Origin of the sequence: Phenylobacterium sp. (genome assembly GCF_036264965.1) — a bacterium.
Taxonomy (GTDB): domain Bacteria; phylum Pseudomonadota; class Alphaproteobacteria; order Caulobacterales; family Caulobacteraceae; genus Phenylobacterium.
The window spans coordinates 1-17,504 of record NZ_DATAPY010000025.1 but is presented as its reverse complement, the minus strand read 5'-3'; the positions used below and the strand labels follow the sequence as shown (position 1 = coordinate 17,504).

The following is a 17,504-nucleotide window of genomic DNA, read 5'->3' as shown; positions in this document are numbered from 1 at the left end:
GCTGGCGCGCGACCTAATTCAGAAGGCGAGACGCCATCCGCATCAGGACTCGCTCTCCGTGAGCTGGCGCTCGAAGGCGCAGACAGTGGCCATCTGCAGGATCTTGGAAACCGAGGCCGAGAGCGGGCAGATCTGCACCGGCTTGTCGAGCCCGAGCAGGATGGGGCCGATCACCGTGGCCCCGCCCAGGGACTGGATAAGCTGGGTCGAGATCGCCGCCGAATGCACCGCCGGCATGATCAGCACATTGGCCGGACCGGTCAGACGCATGAACGGGTAGTTGCCGCGGCTTTCCGGCTCGAGGGCCAGCTCCGGAGGCATCTCGCCTTCGTATTCGAAGTCGACGTCGTCCATCTCGTCGAGCATGGCCACGGCTTCGCGGACCTTGTCGGAGCGCAGGCCCATGGGGTTGCCGAAGGTCGAATAGCTCATGAAGGCGACCCGGGGCTCGTAGCCGAGGGTGCGCACGGCGCGGGCGGCCTCCTGGGCGATCTCCACCAGGTCCTCGGCTTCCGGCATCTCGGTGATCGAGGTGTCGGCGATGAACAGGGTGCGGCCCTTGGCCAGCACCACGCTCATGCCGATGATCCGGCCGTCAGGCGCCGGGTCGACGACCTGCAGCACCTCTTCCAGCACCTGGTCGAAGGCCCGCGTCACGCCGGTGACCATGCCGTCGGCGTCGCCCAGCGCCACCATGGAGGCGCCGAAGGCGTTGCGGTCCTGGTTGATCAGTCGCTGCACGTCGCGGCGCAGATAGCCGATCCGCTGCAGCCGCTCATAGAGGTGGTCGACGTAGGCGGCGTTGCGGTGCGAGAGCCGCGCGTTGAGGATCTCCAGCTTCGCCTCGGCCGGATCGAGGCCGACAGCGTGCATGTTCTCGTGCACCAGGTCCTCGCGGCCGATCAGGATCGGGACGCCGAGGCCGGCGTTCTGGAAGGCGTAGGCGGCGCGGATCACGCTGGGCTCCTCGCCCTCGGTGAAGACGATCCGCTTCTTGGGCGCCGACAGCACCGCGCCCTGCAGCTTCTGCAGGAAGGCCGCGGTGGGATCGAGTCGCTGCGCCAGGGAGGCGCGGTAGGCGTCCATGTCCTCGATCGGTTTGCGGGCCACGCCGGTGTCCATCGCGGCCTGGGCGATGAAGGGCGGGATGTACCAGATCAACCTGGGATCGAAGGGCGTCGGGATGATGTACTGCGGGCCGAACTTCAACTGAACGCCGTGATAGGCGGCGGCCACTTCGTCGGGCACGTCTTCCCGCGCCAGCATCGCCAGTGCGTTGGCGCAGGCGATCTTCATTTCCATGTTCACGCGGCGGGCCCGCACGTCGAGCGCGCCGCGGAAGATGTAGGGGAAACCCAGGACGTTGTTGACCTGGTTCGGATAGTCGCTGCGGCCGGTGGCGACGATGGCGTCGGGACGCACCGCATAGACCTCCTCCGGCCGGATCTCCGGGTCGGGGTTGGCCATGGCGAAGATCACCGGATTGGGCGCCATCAGCTTCACGTCGGCCTGGGTGATCGCGCCCTTCACGGAGGTGGCGATCAGCACGTCGGCGCCGGTCAGCGCCTCCTGCAGGGTCCGCTTGTCGGTCTCGATGGCGTGGGCCGACTTCCACTGGTTCATGGCCTCGGCGCGGCCCCGATAGACGACGCCCTTGGTGTCGACGGCGATGCAGTTGTCGTGCGGCACGCCCATGGCCTTCAGGAGGTCGAGGGTGGCGATGCCGGCGGCGCCCGGGCCGTTCAGCACCACCTTGACGTCCTTCAGCTCGCGGCCGGTCAGGTGGCAGACATTGATCAGGCCGGCGGCGGAGATGATCGCGGTGCCGTGCTGGTCGTCATGGAACACCGGGATGTCCATGAGCTCCTGCAGCGCCGACTCGACGATGAAGCACTCCGGGGACTTGATGTCCTCCAGGTTGATACCGCCGAAGGTGGGTCCGATGTTCCGCACGACGGTGATGATCTCGTCGGGATCGGTCGCGGTGATCTCGATGTCGATGGCGTCGACGTCGGCGAAGCGCTTGAAGAGCACGCCCTTGCCCTCCATCACCGGCTTGGCCGCCAGGGGACCCAGGTCGCCCAGGCCCAGGATCGCCGTGCCGTTCGACAGCACCGCCACCATGTTGCCCTTCGCGGTGTACTCGTAGACGAGGTCCGGGTCCTTCGCGATGGCCAGGACCGGCACCGCGACGCCCGGCGAATAGGCTAGGCTGAGGTCGCGCTGGGTCGCCATCGGCTTGGTCGCGGCGATCGCGATCTTCCCCGGCGTCGGGTCACGATGGAAGGCGAGGGCTTCCTCGTCGGTAAAGGTGCGTTTCTCGGCGTCGCTCATGGCGGCGGCGGGTCCTTCAGGCGTCGGTTGCGATGAGGCCTTGGAACCTACAGACCCGCGCCCCGCGAAACAACCTTAGTCAAGCTTCGCTGTCCGCCGGCCTGGCTTCCGCAGCGGAACCATTCCCCACCCGATCCTGTTGGAAGCCAGGCTGGGGGAGCTCGTGAACGGGAGCGCCCTGATGAAGACCTTATCGCCTTACACAGTTGCGGCCGCCCTGGCCGCAGCCGCGATCTTCGGCGGCCAGGCCCTGGCCCAGACGCCGGCGCTGGGCCTACAGCCGACGCCACCGACCAACACGCCGCTGACCGCCCCGCCGTCCGCGGCGCCCCTGCCGTCCGCTCAGGCGCCGGCCCCGACGCAGCCTTCGGCCGCGCCGCCGGCCTCCTCGGCCACCGCGCCTAGCGGTACGGACACCTCCGCCCGCGCCGCCGGTGGGGCCAGCCTGATGACCGGCATGTCGGTGAAGGACAACACCGGCGCCCTGATCGGCGAGGTCAGCGGCCTCAAGGGCGGCATCGCCACCATCAAGATGGGCGCCGATACCTTCACGGTGGATGGCGATAAGCTCGGCGTCGCCAACGGCGTGGCGACGATCAACGCCAGTCAGGCCGAGCTGAAGAAGATGCTGCCCAAGAAATAAGCGCCCGCGCGGGGCGGGCACGCCTCTCCCCTTTCGCCGCCGGCATGAACGGCGGCTTGACTCTTATGTTAGTCATGACTTACGGTAAGCCATGGCTAACAATCTTGCCTTCGCAGCCCTCGCAGACCCGACCCGTCGGGAGGTGTTCGAGCGCCTCGCCGCTGGCCCCCGCGCCGTGGGCGATCTGGCCCAGGACCTGCCGGTCAGCCGGCCGGCCGTCTCCCAACATCTGAAAGTGCTGAAGGAGGCGGGCCTCGTGACCGACCGGCCTGACGGCGCCCGCCGGGTCTATCAGATCGACCCGCAGGGGCTGGGGCAGATCCGCGCCTGGCTCGACCGCTTCTGGGACACCGCCCTCGACGCCTTAGGCCGAGGTGGAACGCCCCGAACCCAGCCTCGACATCAAGACCCCCAACATCAAGACCAAGGACCTGCCGTGAGCCAGACCATCACCCCTGCCGCCATTCGGAAGACCCTGACCGTCCAGGCGACCCCGGAAAAGGCCTTCCAGGTGTTCACTGCCGGTTTCGACCGCTGGTGGCCCAGGACCCACTACATCGGCGCCTCGCCGCTGAAGACCGCGATCCTGGAGCCGGGGGTCGGCGGCCGCTGGTATGGCCAGCACGAGGACGGCAGCGAAAACCTCTGGGGCGACGTCCTCGCCTGGGATCCGCCGGCCCATCTGATGCTCGCGTGGCGGATCAACGGCGAGTGGGCCTACGACCCCAACCTGCTCACCGAGGTCGACGTGCGCTTCACCGACCTCGGCAATGGCGAGACCCGCGTCGATTTCGAGCACCGCGGCCTTGAGCGCTTCGGCGACAGCGAAGCGGCGAAGAAGACGCTCACCTCCATGGACGGCGGCTGGGATCTCATCCTCGACAGCTTCAAGACCGTCGCCAGCGCCTGACCCATCCCAGAAAGGAGACCTCCCATGTCCGACCCGATCATCGTCCACGGCATTCCCGGCAGCCCCTATGTCCGCAAACCCCTGCTGGTCTGCGAAGAGAAGGGCGCGCCCTATCGCCTGGCCGCCATGACCTTCGGAGACGGCGCCCACAAGACGCCGGAATATCTCGCTCGCAACCCGTTCGGCCGCATCCCGACCATCGAGCATGGCGACTTCGTGCTCTACGAATGCCAGGCGATCGCCCGCTATATCGACCAGGTGTTCGACGGCCCCAGCCTGACGCCGGCCGACCCGCGAGCCCGGGCGCACATGAACCAGGTGATGAACATCGTCGACTGGTACGTCATGCCTTCGATCACCTCCGGCATCGGCTTCAACCGGATCGTGAAGCCCAAGTTCGGCATGACGCCGGACGAGGCGAAGGTCACCGAGTCCGTCCCGATGGCGCGGACCTGCGTGGCGGCCCTGGAGGGCATTCTGGGCGGTCAGGCCTATTTCGCGGGCGACGCGGTGTCGCTGGCCGACCTCTTCGCCTATGGCCATTTCGAGTTCCTGGGCCAGACGCCCGAGGGGGCCGACATGCTGGCGGGCTCGCCGCTGCTGGGCTGGATGGAACGCATGGCCGCCCGGCCCAGCGTCCAGAACACCGCCTGGGACCGGTTGCTGGAGACTGCGGCCGCCTGAGCCCCGCTCGATGTCGAGGCGGCCAAACTGGCCATTGACCCGACCCTCCGGCTCGCGAGACTAGCAACCGTTCGCGACGCCGGAGGAAAGCCGCTGCCCACTCTCGCCACTTATGGGGCCCCGATCAGGATCGCCGTCGCCGGCGCGCTCGGCCGGATGGGCCAGGCGGTTTCCAAGGCCGCGGAGAAGGAGCCCGGCCTCTCCCTGGCCGCCGGCTTCGACCGTCCGGACGCGGAGGGCGCGGGCTTGATGAGCCAGGACGCCGCCCTGGCCGAAGCCGACGTGGTCATCGACTTCACCAACCCGGCCGCCTCCGTCGCCCTGGCCGAAGCCTGCGCGGCGCGCGGCGGCCCGGCCCTGGTGATCGGCTCAACCGGCTTCGACGCGGCGCAGATCACGGCCATCGCCGAGGCGTCGAAAAAGCTCGCCATCGTCCGCGCCGGCAACTTCTCGCTGGGCGTCAACATGCTGATGGGTCTGGTCGAGGAAGCCGCCCGCCGGCTGGGACCGGACGACTACGACCTCGAGATCTTCGAGGCCCACCACCGGCGCAAGATCGACGCGCCGTCGGGCACCGCCCTGATGCTGGGCGAGGCGGCCGCGCGGGGCCGTAACGTCGAACTCGGCAAGGTCGCCCGGCATGCCCGCGACGGGATCACCGGTCCCAGGCCCGCCGGCGAGATCGGCTTTTCGGTGATGCGCGGCGGCGACGTGATCGGCGAGCACAGCGTCACCTTCGCCGCCGACGACGAGATCCTGACGCTCTCGCATTCCGCCCGCGACCGGGGACTGTTCGCCCGCGGCGCCGTGGTCGCCGCCCGCTGGGTCGCCGGTCGTCCGCCGGGCGAGTACGACATGCGCGACGTCCTGGGCTTTTCCGGCTAGGCGCGAACCATGGTGGATGACGACGACTTCCTGAGCCTCGACGCCACGGGCCAGATCGCGGCGCTGGCCAAGAAGAAGGTCTCGGCCGCCGAGCTGCTGAAGGCCGCGCTGACCCGACACGAACAGACCCACAAGCGGCTGAACGCCGTGGTCGCCGTCGATCTCGAACGCGCCCTGCAGCACGCCCGCGCGCTCGACGAGATGCGGGCCAAGAAGGAAACCCTGGGCCTGCTGGCCGGCCTGCCGATGACCGTGAAGGACACCTTCGACGTGGTCGGCATGCCCGCCTCCTCGGGCCTCAAGCACTACCGGCAGCGCCAGGCCGAGGACGCCGGTGCAGTCAGGCTCGCCAAACACGAAGACGCTGTGATCTGGGGCAAGACCAACACCCCGGTGCTGGCCGGCGACTGGCAGACCTTCAACAAGCTCTACGGGACCACCAACAATCCCTGGGACGAGAGCCGGACCTGCGGCGGCTCTTCCGGCGGCGCGGCGACGGCGCTCGCAGCGGGCGTCACGGCGCTGGAGATCGGCTCCGACATCGGCGGGTCGCTGCGCGTGCCGGTCAGCTTCTGTGGGGTCTACAGCCACAAGCCCACCTGGGGCCTAGTGAACCAGCGCGGCCAGGTACCGCCGACGCCCGGGTCCTGGAGCGAGCGGGACCTGAACGTGGTCGGGCCGATGGCCCGCTCGGCCCGCGACCTGCGCCTGCTGCTGTCGATCCTCGTTGGCGGCGGTCCTCTGGCCGCCCGCGCGGCGGCCGCCGACCTGAAGTCCGCCAAGATCGCGCTCTGGCTGGACGAGCCCAGCTTCCCGCTGGACCCCGAGGTGCGCGCCACGATCGAGACCTTTGCCGAGGATCTGAAGGCCGCCGGCGCCGAGGTGACGCCAATTTCCTCGCCGCTGCACATGCCGACCCTGATGAGCGCCTACCAGACCTTGCTGGGGTCCGTCATCGGCGAGGACATGCCGGACGCGACCATCCGGGTCATGGAGCGCATGCGCGGCATCTCCCGCTGGCAGCTGTCGCGCGGGGCCGGGCCGACCTCCGCCGCGGCCATGACGCTGGCCTATACCGCGACGCACCGCGAGTGGTTGGCCGCCGACGCCGTGCGCAACCGGCTGCGCAACGAGATCGGCGAGGTGTTCGGCCGCTTCGACGCGATCCTGGCGCCCATCGCCCCGGTGGTGGCCTTCCCGCACGACCACCGGCCGTTCGCACGCCGTCGGCTGGCCGCGTCGGACGGCTCCGTCATTCCCTACGCGTCGATGCTCAACTGGATTTCGCTGGCCACCGCCCTGCACCTGCCGGCGACGGCCATTCCGGTCGGCAAGTCGGCGGCCGGCCTGCCGGTGGGCGCCCAGCTGATCGGACCCCTGAGCGGCGACGGCAAGACCCTGGCGCTCGCCCAGGCCATTGACGAAAACATCCGCGGTTTCGCGCCGCCGCCGATCTAGGGCGCGAGCCTCGCGTAGAGCCATTGGTCCCAGTAGCGGCCCTTCCAGAAGCCGTAGTCCCGCAGGGTCGCCTCACGCTGAAAGCCGAACCGATCAAGGAGCGCCGCGGAAGCGAGGTTGCCCGGCGTCACCGTCGCCTCGATCCTGTGGAGGCCGAGCGCGCCAGACCCGTAGTCGAGCAGCGCCGGCAGCACTTCGGCCATCACGCCCTGCCGCCAACGGCTGCGGACCACGTTGTAGGACACTTCCCCGCGGGCCCCTCGTTCCCTGACCAGGCCGGCAAAGCCACCCGTGCCCACAAAGGCGCCGGTCCTGTCGCGGATCGCCCACCATATGCCGTCGCCAGAAGCTAGGAGCCCGTCCGCCCAACCGATCATCTCGTCCGCGCCGGCGAGGTCAGCCATCGGATAGATGTCCATGAAGGCCACCGTCTCCGCGTCGGAGAGATGATCGAACAGATCCTGCCGGTCAGCAGCGCAGAGTGGCGTCAGCGCGAAGTTGGTTGAGGCGACGTTGGCCGCAATCACGGCTTGGCCGGCGGCGGGTTCTCATGGGTCCAGATCGCGTTCACCGCGGCCTGCAGGTCGCCGGTCACGCCGCGACGGACGAGGGACAGGCCCTCCATCTCCACCTTGTCGGCGCGCAGGACGCGCGGATGCGTCGAATAGCCGATCCGGTAGATCGCCTGGTCGGTCTTCTCCTGGCCGTCTTCGATGAAGCTGGTGGCCACGCCCACCGGCATTCGGCCCTGATGGCGTTTGTCGCCGCGGGCGTGCAGCGCCTTGCCCAAGCCATCCTCGAACCAGCCGGCCTCAATGCGGGGATTGCCGGTGGTCTGGACCGCGTCGCCGCGGATCTCGCTCGGGAAGCTCACTGCCTGGGTCTGGATCACCTGCTCGGAATGGACGGTCGCCAGGCGCAGGCGTTCGCCGCTGCTCTCCGGGGCGCCGGTCATCAGGAAGGTGAGTTTCAGCGCCCCGGCCTTGGCCTCGGCCTGCTTCTCGCGGGCTTCGGCGGCCCGCTCGCGGTCGGTCTGGGCGCGCTCGCGGTGGGTGTCCCAGTAGCCGAGCGCGGCGATGGCGACCGCGATGATGCCCACCAGCTCAGCCAAGCTCAGCCAGCGGAACGGCAAGCGTTTCTTGCGGGGCGGCCCATCGCTCATCGGCCGGTGGAACCGAACCCGCCGCCGCCACGGACGGTTTCGTCCAGGCTGTCGACCTCGGCCCAGGCGGCCTGGACCACCGGGGCGATCACCAGTTGGGCGATGCGCTCGCCGCGCCGGATGACGAAGTCCTCTTCGCCCAGGTTGATCAGGATCACCTTCACCTCGCCGCGGTAGTCGGCGTCCACCGTGCCCGGCGAATTGAGGCAGGTGATCCCGTGCTTGAACGCCAGGCCCGAGCGGGGCCGCACCTGGCCCTCGAAGCCCGGCGGCAGGGCGAAGGCGAGGCCGGTGGGCGTCGCGAAGCGCGAGCCGGGTCGCAGCACGTAGGGCTCATCTTCCGGGACCGCCGCGCGCAGGTCCATGCCGGCGGCCTGGGCGGTCTCATAGGCCGGCAGGGGCAGGCCTTCGGCGTGCGGCAGGCGGGTGATCGGGACGGTCGGGTTCACTGGAACTCCTGAGCGATGCGGTCGGCCAGCTTGCGCGCCACCGCGCCCTTGGCCATCCGGTCCCATCGCTCGATTCCGCCGGCGGTGACGAGGGCAATGGCGTTGTCGTCGCCGCCCATGGTCCCGGCCACGCTGACGTCGTTTGCGACGATCCAGTCGCAGCCTTTCTTGGCCAGCTTGGCCTTGGCGTGGGCCTCTACGTCGTGGGTCTCAGCGGCGAAACCGATCACCAGCTTCGGACGGCGCGCACCCTTCGACAGGGCGGCAAGGATGTCGGGATTTTCGATCAAGGCCAGGGAGGCGGGCGCGCTCCCGTCCTTCTTCAGCTTCTGGCCGCCGGCCTCGGCGGGGCGCCAGTCGGCCACCGCGGCGACGCAGACGGCGATATCGGCTGGGAGCGCCGCCTCGCAGGCCGCCAGCATGTCGCGGGCGCTTTCCACATCAACCCGCATGACGCCGGGCAGCGCAGACAGGGCGGTGGGCCCGCTGACCAGGGTCACCTCGGCGCCCAGGGCGGCCAGAGCGCCGGCGATGGCATAGCCTTGCTTGCCCGACGAGCGGTTCGTAAGCACCCTCACCGGGTCGATGGCTTCCACTGTCGGGCCGGCGGTGACGATGGCGCGCCTGCCGGTCAGCGGGCGGCCGCCAGGGCCGAGGGCGGCCATGATCGCCTCGAAGATGACCGGCGGCTCGGCCATCCGGCCCGGGCCGAACTCGCCGCAGGCCATGGCGCCGTCGTCCGGCCCGACGAAGCTGACGCCATCGGCCTTGAGCATCTCCAGGTTCCGCTGGGTGGCCGCGTGCAGCCACATGCGCACATTCATCGCCGGCGCCATCAGCACCGGCTTGTCGGTGGCCAGCAGGGTGGTGGAGGCCAGGTCGTTGGCCAGCCCCTGCGCCGCCTTGGCCATCAGGTCGGCGGTGGCCGGAACCACGACCACCAGGTCGGCCGAGCGCGACAGCTCGATATGGCCCATCTCGGCTTGGTCGGTCAGCGAGAAGAGCTCGGAATAGACCTTGTCCTCGGCGAGCGCCGACAGCGACAGCGGGGTCACGAAGTGCGCGCCCGCGGCGGTGAGGATCGGCCGCACGCCGACGCCGGCCTTGCGCAACAGGCGCGTGAGCTCAAGCGCCTTGTAGGCGGCGATCCCACCGCCGACGATCAGGAGAATCCGCTTCTGGTCCAAGACGTTTGGGCCCCTCGTCGACGCGTGTTCGACTTACGGCAAATGGGGTCGCGCGACAAATCCTGCAATTTTTGACTCGACAACCCGAGATTGTTGTTCTTTCTTTGTTCCGAACCCTGCTCGGGAGAAGGAAGATGGCTGGGTTAAGGAAAGCGCTGCCTTTGGCGCTAGGGATTTCGGCGCTGGCTCTGCTCAGCGCCTGCGACAATGGCCCGTCGGCGGTCAGCAAGAAGGCCGCCGGACCGGACGTGGCCTCGGCCAGCGCGCCGGAGCGGTCCTACGGCTCCGACCGCCGGAGCAGCTACGACGACGGCGCGCCCAAGGTCGACCACCGCAAGGACGAGGTGGCCAAGACCGACGACGGCAAGCCCATGTGGGCGCCCAGCAGGCGGTTCACCGCTGAAGAGGGCGCGCAGAAGCAGTTCGAGCGCGACGGGGCGTCCTTCGACGCCAAGAGCGTCGACCAGTATGTGAAGAAGGCCCACGCCTTCGTCGGCCACCCGCCCAAGGGCACGCTCACCCTGACGCGGAAGAATGGCGACATCCTCTACTACGACCCCAAGGGCAATGTGTTCGCCGTGGCCAGCAAGGACGGCGCGCCGCGCACCATGTTCAAGCCGGACGACGGCATGGCCTACTGGGAAAAGCAGAAGGACCGGGAAGAGCACCAGCGGACGGCTCGCCGGTCGAAGTCCGCGGACGACAGCGCGGAGTAGGCAAGATGAGGTGGTGATGGCGGACCCCAAGCACATCCAGCGTACGGGCCAGATCGAGTGGCCCCGGGTGCGCCCGCGCCGCCATCCGTTCAATTCGGCCTCCGAGATGCGGATGGTCCCCTTGGGCGATCTCGCGGGGATGACCCAGCTTGGCGTCCACATGATCCGCATCCCGCCGGGCAAGGAGAGCTTCATTCCGCACGCCCATTCGGTGTCGGAGGAGTTCGTCTTTGTCGTTGAGGGTGCGGGCGAGATGGTGCTGGACGGCGTCGGCCGTCCGGTCGGACCGGGCGACTTCGTGGGCTTCCCCATCGACGGGGTGGTCCATTCCCTGAAATCGAAGGGCCCGGGCGACCTTGTCTATCTTACAGCGGGCCGCCGCGACCCGATCGAGGTCGCCGACATGCCGAGCATCGGCAAGACCACGGTCTTCCGGAATGGACAGATGGAGCTGTTCGACGTGGAGGCCGCCGAGCGCCTGACCGGCGAAGAATGGATGGCGCGGACGAAGATCGAGGCGTGAGCGGCGCTAGATGCACGCCCTCAGGGGGAGCTGTCGGCGAAGCCGACTGAGGGGGTTTCCGCCCCAGCGCTCAGGACGTCGGCTGTTGTTGACTCGGCTGTTGTTGACGTTGCGGAGGAAACCCCCTCCGGCGTTTCGCGCCATCTCCCCCTGATCGCGCTTCGCGCTGGGGGAGGATCTGCTCAGCGCAGGTAGAGCGCCGCCAGGAACGCTGCGCCGGCCACGACAGCGCCCGCCGCGAACCAAAGCAGCGCCGAGCCGCCTGAGCGGGTCTCGCGCGCTTCGACGGTCGTCGTCACACCCGTGGCTGGAAGGCTCTCCGCCAGCCGGGCGATGTTGCGCAGCGCGGCCATCGCCTCGTCGGCGAAGCGTTTGATCCTCGCCGTCGGCGACAGCTCGCGGGCGATCCAGCGGCGCACGACCGGATCGGCCGCGGACCAGATGTTGTGGTCGGGCAGGATGCGGCGGGCAACGCCCTCGACCGTCATCATGGTCTTCTGCAGCAGCACCAGTTCGGGCCGCAGGCGCATCTCGTAGAGGGCGGTGATCTCGAAGAGCTGCAAGAGCACGCGACTCATCGGCACCTCGCTGGCCGGGCGGCCGAACACCGCCTCGCCGACCGCCCGCAGCGCCTGGGCGAAGGCCTCGACGCTATGGTGGGCCGGGACGTAACCGGCGTCGAAGTGGGTGCGGGCCACCGCCTCATAGTCGCGGTTCAGGAAGCCCCAGAGGATCTCCGCCAGATAGCGGCGTTCGGCCGGGCCGATCCGCCCGATGATCCCGAAATCCACGGCGGTCAGCGACGCCGGCGCGGCGGCGAACAGGTTCCCCTCGTGCAGGTCGGCGTGGAAGACGCCGTGGTCCAGGGCCTGGGACAGGAAGGCGCGGATCAGGTTGTCGGCCATCGCCTGGCGGTCGAGACCGGGCTGGGTGAGCGCACCCGGATCGGAGAGCGGCCAGCCGTGGGCCCACTCCATGGTCAGCACCCGCTTGCCGACACCCTCCCAGACGATCGGCGGGGCGGCCATGTAGCCGTCCTTGGCCATCACCTCGCGCAGCTCGTCGGCGCCGGCCGCTTCCAGGCGCAGGTCCAGCTCCAGGCTGACCGCGCGGATCACGGTCTCAGCGAAGGCGATGGGCTCCAGCCGCCGCGCGGGCGGGATCCAGCGGTCGATCAGCCGCGCGGCCAGCGTCAAGCTTTCGGCGTCGTCGGCCACCCGCCGCTCGATCCCCGGCCGCAGCACCTTCACCGCGACCTTGCGGCCGTCCAGCAGCTTGGCCTCGTGCGCCTGGGCGAGCGAGGCGGCCGCCAGGGGCTCGCCGAACTCAGCGTAGAGGCTCTCGATCTTGCGCCCGAGCGCTTTTTCCACCTCGGCCCGCGCCACCTTGGTCGGGAAGGCCGGCAGCCGGTCCTTCAGCCGCGACAGGTCCTCGGCGAACTCGCGCCCGAAGAAGTCGCCACGGGTCGACAGCACCTGGCCGAGCTTGATCGCGACCGGGCCCGTGCCTTCCAGCGCCCGCGCCAGCCGCTCGCCCGGCCGGCCCTGGCGCGCGCCGGGCCCGGCGAACAGGCGCAGCGTCCGAGCGATGAAGGCCACCGACGGAAGGTAGGCGTCGTCCAGCTCGCGGGGCAGTAGGGCGTCGTTGCGCACCAGCACCCAGACCGCGGCGGTCATGCGGCCGAACGCGCCGATCTTTGTCAAAGGGGGGCCGCGCCCATGTCGCTAGATCGCCCGGCCGGTGTGCAGCGCCGCCACCCCGCCGGTGAAGTTGGTGTAGTCGACGCGTGCGAAACCGGCCTCGCCGATCATCGCCGCGAACCGCCGCTGATCGGGGAACCGGCGGATGCTCTCCACCAGGTACTGATAGGCGTCGCGGTCGCCGCCGACCCGCGCGCCGATCTCCGGGATCACCTTGAAGGAATAGGCGTCATAGGCCTTCTGCAGGGCCTCGGTGATCGGCCGGGAGAACTCCAGGCAGAGGAACCGGCCGCCGGGCCTCAGCACCCTGCGCGCTTCGCGCAGCGCGGCGGGGATGTCGGTGACGTTGCGTATGCCGAAGGCGATCACATAGGCGTCGGCGCTGGCGTCGGGCAGCGGCAGGCGCTGCGCGTCGCCCACGGCCCAGGCGATCTCGGGCTCGCTTCCCTTGTCGCGGCCGGCGGCGACCATCTCGGCGTTGTAGTCGATGACGAAGATCTTCGCGTCCTCGCCGCCGCGGCGGAGCTGGGCGCGGCGGGCCATCTTCGCAAAGCGGCGGGCCATGTCGCCGGTGCCGCCGGCGCAGTCGATGATGGTCTCGCCCGGCTGCGGGTTCAGCCGCGCAGCGACGGCGTCCTTCCAGAGCCGGTGCACGCCGCCGCTCATCAGGTCGTTCATCAGGTCGTAGCGGCGCGCCACGCGGTCGAAGACGCCCCGCACCAGGCCAGGCTTTTCGCTCGCATCCACGTCGCGGAAGCCAAAGGTGGCGGCAGGTCCGGTCATAGGCTGAGCCTCTTAGCCCCCCGGCTGCAGGGCTCCAAGGCCCTTGGCGCGACAGCGCGGCCATGCCAAGCCCCTCTCTTGCTCTGTAAAGTGGGGGCCATGCCCGAGCTTCCCGAGGTCGAGACGGTGCGCGGCGGCCTGGCGCCCGTGCTGGAAGGGCACCGCCTGGTCCGCGTCGAGGCCCGCCGCCCCGACCTGCGCTTTCCCCTGTCGCCCAATTTCGTCCAGGTGCTGACCGGCGCCACGGTCACCCGCCTGGCGCGGCGCGCGAAGTACCTGCTGGCAAGCCTCGACCGCGAGGACACGCTGGTGATGCACCTGGGCATGAGCGGCCGTTTCGAAATCTCCCATCCTGATGGCGTGGAGCGCCCTGGCGAGTTCCACTACGCGCCGGATCCGGACCCCAAGCACGCCCATATTGTGTTCACGACCGAGGCCGGCGCGCGGGTCACCTATTACGACCCGCGCCGCTTCGGCTACATGGCGCTGGTCAATTCCGCGACCCTGCACCTGCATCCTTGGTTCGCGGGCCTGGGGCCGGAGCCGCTCTCCGAGGATTTCAGCGCCGGGCGACTGCACGCCGCTTTCAAGGGCCGCAAGCAAGGACCGAAGACCCTCTTGCTGGACCAGCGGATCGTGGCGGGCCTCGGCAACATCTATGTCTGCGAGGCCCTGAACCGGGCGCGCATCTCTCCCTTCAAGGCGGCCGGCGGGATTTCGAAGGCCCGGCTGGAGAAGCTGGTGACCGACATCCGCGCGGTCCTGACCGAGGCGATCGCCGCCGGCGGCTCGACCCTGCGCGACTTCGCCCAGACCGACGGGGCCCTGGGCTATTTCCAACATCGTTTCCGGGTCTACGACCGCGAGGGGGAGCCGTGCCTCAACGATCCTTGCGTCGGTGTCATAGCGCGCAAGGTCCAGGCCGGGCGCTCGACCTTCTATTGCCCCGTTTGCCAGACATAATCGCGCCCATGAAACGTCTTCGCCACGCCCTGGCCGCCGTCGCGCTGGCCGCAAGCTTCGCCGGAACCGCGGTGGCGGCGCCGCCGGTCTGGGTGGTGAAGGACAAGGACAGCGAGATCGTGCTCTTCGGCTCGATCCACGTCCTGCCGGCAAATCTGGACTGGGAGCCGCCGGCGCTGGAAGAGGCGCTGAAGGCCGCCGACGACCTCTGGTTCGAATTGCCCATTGATCCGCAGAGCGAGGCCTATACCGCCGTCCTGGCCCAGCAACTGGGGGTCCTGCCGCCCGACGGCTCACTCTTCAAGCTGCTGCCGCCGGAGGACGCGGCCCTGATGAGCCAGGTGGCGGCGACCTATGAGGTCTCGCCAGTGCTGCTGGATCGGCTGAAGCCCTGGCTGGCGGAGATCGCCCTGGCCGGCGGCGCCTACCGCAAGGTCGGCGCGGACGCTACGACCGGCGTCGAAAAGATAATCTCCGCCATGGCCCCGCAGGCCAAACGACAGGCCTTCGAGACGCCGGCGGAACAGATCGGCATGCTGTCGGCCGGCTCCAGCGACGAACAGGTCGCCTCCCTGCGCGAGACTCTGCACGAGATGGCCGACAAGCCAGACGAATACGCCGTCCTGGTGAAGGCCTGGATCGACAGCGACCTGGCGACCTTGGACGCCGAGGCCCTGGCGCCTCTGCGCAAGGCCTCGCCCGAGCTCTTCAAGCGCCTGGTCAGCGACCGCAACGCCCGCTGGACCCAGGTGCTGGACGCCCGCATGAAGGGCCACGGCAAGACCGTCGTGGTGGTCGGCGTCGGCCATCTGATCGGACCCGACGGCGTACCGGCGCGGCTGCGGGCGCTTGGCTATTCGGTCACGGGGCCTTAAGGCGGCGGGGCCAGTTAAGGAGCCTGCCGGTGAGCACCTACGAAACCTTGATCGTCGAAGCCCCACAGCCGGGCGTCACCCTGATCCGTCTCAACCGGCCGCAGGCGCTGAATGCGCTGAATAGCCAACTCCTGACCGAACTCTGCGCCGCCCTCGACGTCGCCGAGGCCGACGAGGCGGTGCGCTGCGTGGTGCTGACCGGCTCGGACCGAGCGTTCGCCGCCGGCGCCGACATCAAGGAAATGTCAGACAAGTCCTACGCCCAGATGTTCGTCACCGACTTCTTCGGTCCGGCCGCGCGCAGGATCGAAGGCTTCCGCAAGCCGCTGATCGCCGCGGTCGCCGGCTATGCGCTGGGCGGCGGCTGTGAGCTGGCCATGCTCTGCGACTTCATCATCGCCGCCGAGACCGCCAAGTTCGGCCAGCCGGAGATCAACCTGGGCGTCATGCCCGGCATCGGCGGCACCCAGCGCCTGCCGCGGGCGGTGGGCAAGGCTAAGGCCATGGACATGGTCCTCACAGCCCGGATGATGGACGCCGCCGAAGCGGAACGCGGCGGCCTGGTCTCCCGCGTGGTCCCCGCCGACAAGCTCTTGGAAGAAACCCTGGCCGCGGCGGGCAAGATCGCCGCGCAATCGCCGCTAGCGCTCGCCATGAACAAGGAACTGGTCAACGCGGCCTTCGAGACCACGCTGGCGACCGGCGTGGCCATGGAACGGCGCCTGTTCCACTCGCTCTTCGCCTTCGAGGACCAGAAGGAAGGCATGGAAGCCTTCGTCGACAAGCGGCCGGCGAAATTCACGGGGAAGTAAGGGCCGGGAAAAGACCTCGCGCGCCGTTGACCCGCCGCCCATCCTCCCGTATATCCGCGCCTCCAATTTTCACCGCCCGCTCCGACGGGCGCGTTCGCATGAGAAGCTCCTAAATGGCCAATACGCCCGGCTCCAAGAAGGCGGTCCGCAAGATCGCCCGCCGCACCGAAGTCAACACCGCCCGCCGTTCGCGCGTGCGCACCTTCCTGCGCAAGTTCGACGAGGCCCTGACCACGGGCGACGCCGCCGCGGCCAAGGACGCCTTCGTGAAGGCCCAGTCGGAGCTGATGCGCGCCGTCACCAAGGGCGTCGTCCACAAGAACACCGGCTCGCGGAAAGTCTCGCGCCTGGCCGCCCAGCTAAAGAAAATGTCGGCTGCCTGACATACGGCCGGCGGGGCCTGAAACCCCGCCTCTCCGATCGGAATTCGACCTGCCAAACGGCGCCCAAAAGGGCGCCGTTTTCGCGTTTGGGGCGACCCAACGGGGTGCGACACATGCGGCAATTCTGCTCCGCGCACGGACCGGTGTTCTGCGTTTTCCTTGGTCCGAAAAGGGCTCCGCGCGAGTCAACGAAAATATCAATCGACGGGTGGAAGAATCACCGTTGACCGGCCCCGGCCCCCCATTAGTGTCAGCTCCCTTACAGGCGTCTTCGATCTGATCCCGGATCAAAACGGGGCGCCGGCGGAGTGCATGCACTCGCCGGATAAGAGCCTGTTTGTGTTGAAGAAAAGGCGCGATTCCGTGCGTGGGGCTGGAACCGTGACGTGGGCAGGACGGGATTGAAAGAGATGATGAGCGGGGGGGTTGCGGGAGCTATGGCGAGCGCACCGGCCGGAGTCGTGTGGACCAAGACCTGCGTGGTCTTGAAGCGCGAGCTGGGCGAGGCGACGTTCGGCTCCTGGCTGGGCCAGGCGGCGCTTCGGGAGACCGGGGACGAGGTGTGCCTGGTGGCGGCCACAGGCGTGGCGCGCGACTGGATCGCGCGACATGCCTGGCGCCGCATCGGCGAGCTCTGGGCGCAGAACGACCCGCTCGGCCGCCGGCTCGACCTGAAGTCGCGCATGGAGTTCGATTCCGCCGGCCTCATGGCCGCCGCGCCGGCCTTCGCGGAGGCGGCGGAAGAGCAGGTTTCGGCCCAGATTTCGACGGCGCCCGAAGTCTTCGAGGTGGAAGCCGAACCTGCGCCCGCCGCGGCCCGCCTGGGCCGGCTGCTCGGCCTGCAGGACCGCTTTTCGTTCGACAGTTTCGTGGCCGGACCCTCCAACGAATTCGCTTTCGCCGTCGCGCGCCGCGTGGCGGCCTGGTCCGACGGCCACTTCAATCCGGTGGTGTTCCACGGCCCCTACGGCTTCGGGAAGACCCATCTGCTGAACGCCATCGCCTGGGAGGCCATGCAGGCCGCGCCAGAGAAAAAG

At 69.0% G+C, this 17,504-nt stretch carries 19 protein-coding genes; 12 read left to right on the top strand and 7 right to left on the bottom strand.

Annotation, left to right across the window (positions count from 1 at the left end; genetic code table 11):
* Nucleotides 1-42 precede the first annotated feature (42 nt).
* Nucleotides 43-2,334, bottom strand: coding sequence for an NADP-dependent malic enzyme (locus VHS75_RS03165; RefSeq protein ID WP_329637153.1), 2,292 nt, complete (start codon nucleotides 2,332-2,334; stop codon nucleotides 43-45).
* Nucleotides 2,335-2,515: 181 nt separating this feature from the next.
* On the opposite strand from VHS75_RS03165, the gene VHS75_RS03160 reads away from it, so the two are divergent.
* From VHS75_RS03160 to VHS75_RS03140, 5 genes are all read left to right on the top strand, one after another.
* Nucleotides 2,516-2,977: a hypothetical protein gene (locus VHS75_RS03160; protein WP_329637152.1), complete on the top strand. Its 462-nt coding sequence runs from the start codon at nucleotides 2,516-2,518 to the stop codon at nucleotides 2,975-2,977.
* Between the two features lie 91 nt (nucleotides 2,978-3,068).
* Entirely contained in the window at nucleotides 3,069-3,887 is an 819-nt protein-coding gene (locus VHS75_RS03155) for a metalloregulator ArsR/SmtB family transcription factor (RefSeq protein WP_329637151.1), read from the top strand.
* Nucleotides 3,888-3,911: 24 nt separating this feature from the next.
* On the top strand, nucleotides 3,912-4,571 hold the full coding sequence (locus VHS75_RS03150; protein WP_329637150.1) for a glutathione S-transferase family protein: 660 nt from the start codon (nucleotides 3,912-3,914) through the stop codon (nucleotides 4,569-4,571).
* Nucleotides 4,572-4,694: 123 nt separating this feature from the next.
* Complete coding sequence (dapB, locus tag VHS75_RS03145) at nucleotides 4,695-5,456, top strand: 4-hydroxy-tetrahydrodipicolinate reductase (protein WP_329637179.1); 762 nt, start codon at nucleotides 4,695-4,697, stop codon at nucleotides 5,454-5,456.
* Between the two features lie 9 nt (nucleotides 5,457-5,465).
* Nucleotides 5,466-6,914, top strand: a complete 1,449-nt coding sequence (locus VHS75_RS03140) for an amidase family protein (RefSeq protein WP_329637149.1) — start codon at nucleotides 5,466-5,468, stop codon at nucleotides 6,912-6,914.
* Here the strand turns inward: VHS75_RS03140 and VHS75_RS03135 are convergent.
* From VHS75_RS03135 to coaBC, 4 genes are read right to left on the bottom strand one after another with little or no spacing between them, the layout of a single operon-like run.
* Nucleotides 6,911-7,441 carry a GNAT family protein gene (locus VHS75_RS03135; protein ID WP_329637148.1) on the bottom strand — a complete coding sequence of 177 codons (531 nt, stop codon included), beginning with the start codon at nucleotides 7,439-7,441 and terminating at the stop codon, nucleotides 6,911-6,913. The two genes, VHS75_RS03140 and VHS75_RS03135, sit on opposite strands and share 4 nt — an antisense overlap.
* Nucleotides 7,438-8,046 (bottom strand): hypothetical protein, encoded by a 609-nt coding sequence (locus VHS75_RS03130; RefSeq protein ID WP_329637147.1) that lies wholly within the window; start codon nucleotides 8,044-8,046, stop codon nucleotides 7,438-7,440. The genes VHS75_RS03135 and VHS75_RS03130 overlap by 4 nt, the downstream gene beginning before the upstream one ends.
* A gap of 26 nt (nucleotides 8,047-8,072) precedes the next feature.
* Nucleotides 8,073-8,525: a dUTP diphosphatase gene (gene dut / locus VHS75_RS03125; RefSeq protein WP_329637146.1), complete on the bottom strand. Its 453-nt coding sequence runs from the start codon at nucleotides 8,523-8,525 to the stop codon at nucleotides 8,073-8,075.
* A complete protein-coding gene (coaBC, locus tag VHS75_RS03120; RefSeq protein ID WP_329637145.1) occupies nucleotides 8,522-9,712 on the bottom strand; it encodes a bifunctional phosphopantothenoylcysteine decarboxylase/phosphopantothenate--cysteine ligase CoaBC in 1,191 nt (396 codons plus the stop codon). The genes dut and coaBC overlap by 4 nt, the downstream gene beginning before the upstream one ends.
* A 161-nt stretch (nucleotides 9,713-9,873) precedes the next feature.
* Here coaBC and VHS75_RS03115 point away from each other — a divergent pair, with 161 nt between their 5' ends.
* On the top strand, nucleotides 9,874-10,428 hold the full coding sequence (locus VHS75_RS03115) for a hypothetical protein (RefSeq protein ID WP_329637144.1): 555 nt from the start codon (nucleotides 9,874-9,876) through the stop codon (nucleotides 10,426-10,428).
* Nucleotides 10,429-10,444: 16 nt separating this feature from the next.
* Entirely contained in the window at nucleotides 10,445-10,951 is a 507-nt protein-coding gene (locus VHS75_RS03110; protein ID WP_329637143.1) for a cupin domain-containing protein, read from the top strand.
* 182 nt (nucleotides 10,952-11,133) lie between these two features.
* Here the strand turns inward: VHS75_RS03110 and ubiB are convergent, their stop codons facing one another.
* Both ubiB and VHS75_RS03100 read right to left on the bottom strand, forming a co-directional pair.
* Nucleotides 11,134-12,654 carry a 2-polyprenylphenol 6-hydroxylase gene (gene ubiB, locus VHS75_RS03105; RefSeq protein ID WP_329637142.1) on the bottom strand — a complete coding sequence of 507 codons (1,521 nt, stop codon included), beginning with the start codon at nucleotides 12,652-12,654 and terminating at the stop codon, nucleotides 11,134-11,136.
* Between the two features lie 21 nt (nucleotides 12,655-12,675).
* Complete coding sequence (locus VHS75_RS03100; protein WP_329637141.1) at nucleotides 12,676-13,434, bottom strand: class I SAM-dependent methyltransferase; 759 nt, start codon at nucleotides 13,432-13,434, stop codon at nucleotides 12,676-12,678.
* A 99-nt stretch (nucleotides 13,435-13,533) separates the two neighbouring features.
* Here VHS75_RS03100 and mutM point away from each other — a divergent pair, with 99 nt between their 5' ends.
* From mutM to VHS75_RS03075, 5 genes are all read left to right on the top strand, one after another.
* Nucleotides 13,534-14,397: a bifunctional DNA-formamidopyrimidine glycosylase/DNA-(apurinic or apyrimidinic site) lyase gene (gene mutM, locus VHS75_RS03095; RefSeq protein ID WP_329637140.1), complete on the top strand. Its 864-nt coding sequence runs from the start codon at nucleotides 13,534-13,536 to the stop codon at nucleotides 14,395-14,397.
* A gap of 8 nt (nucleotides 14,398-14,405) precedes the next feature.
* Complete coding sequence (locus VHS75_RS03090; RefSeq protein WP_329637139.1) at nucleotides 14,406-15,272, top strand: TraB/GumN family protein; 867 nt, start codon at nucleotides 14,406-14,408, stop codon at nucleotides 15,270-15,272.
* 29 nt (nucleotides 15,273-15,301) lie between these two features.
* The gene (locus VHS75_RS03085; RefSeq protein WP_329637138.1) at nucleotides 15,302-16,084 is read left to right on the top strand and encodes an enoyl-CoA hydratase; all 783 of its coding nucleotides are present in this window, start codon (nucleotides 15,302-15,304) and stop codon (nucleotides 16,082-16,084) included.
* A gap of 113 nt (nucleotides 16,085-16,197) precedes the next feature.
* Nucleotides 16,198-16,467 (top strand): 30S ribosomal protein S20, encoded by a 270-nt coding sequence (gene rpsT, locus VHS75_RS03080; protein WP_329637137.1) that lies wholly within the window; start codon nucleotides 16,198-16,200, stop codon nucleotides 16,465-16,467.
* A 437-nt stretch (nucleotides 16,468-16,904) separates the two neighbouring features.
* Nucleotides 16,905-17,504 (top strand): DnaA ATPase domain-containing protein (locus VHS75_RS03075; protein ID WP_414694241.1); only part of this gene is annotated, 600 nt, incomplete at its 3' end.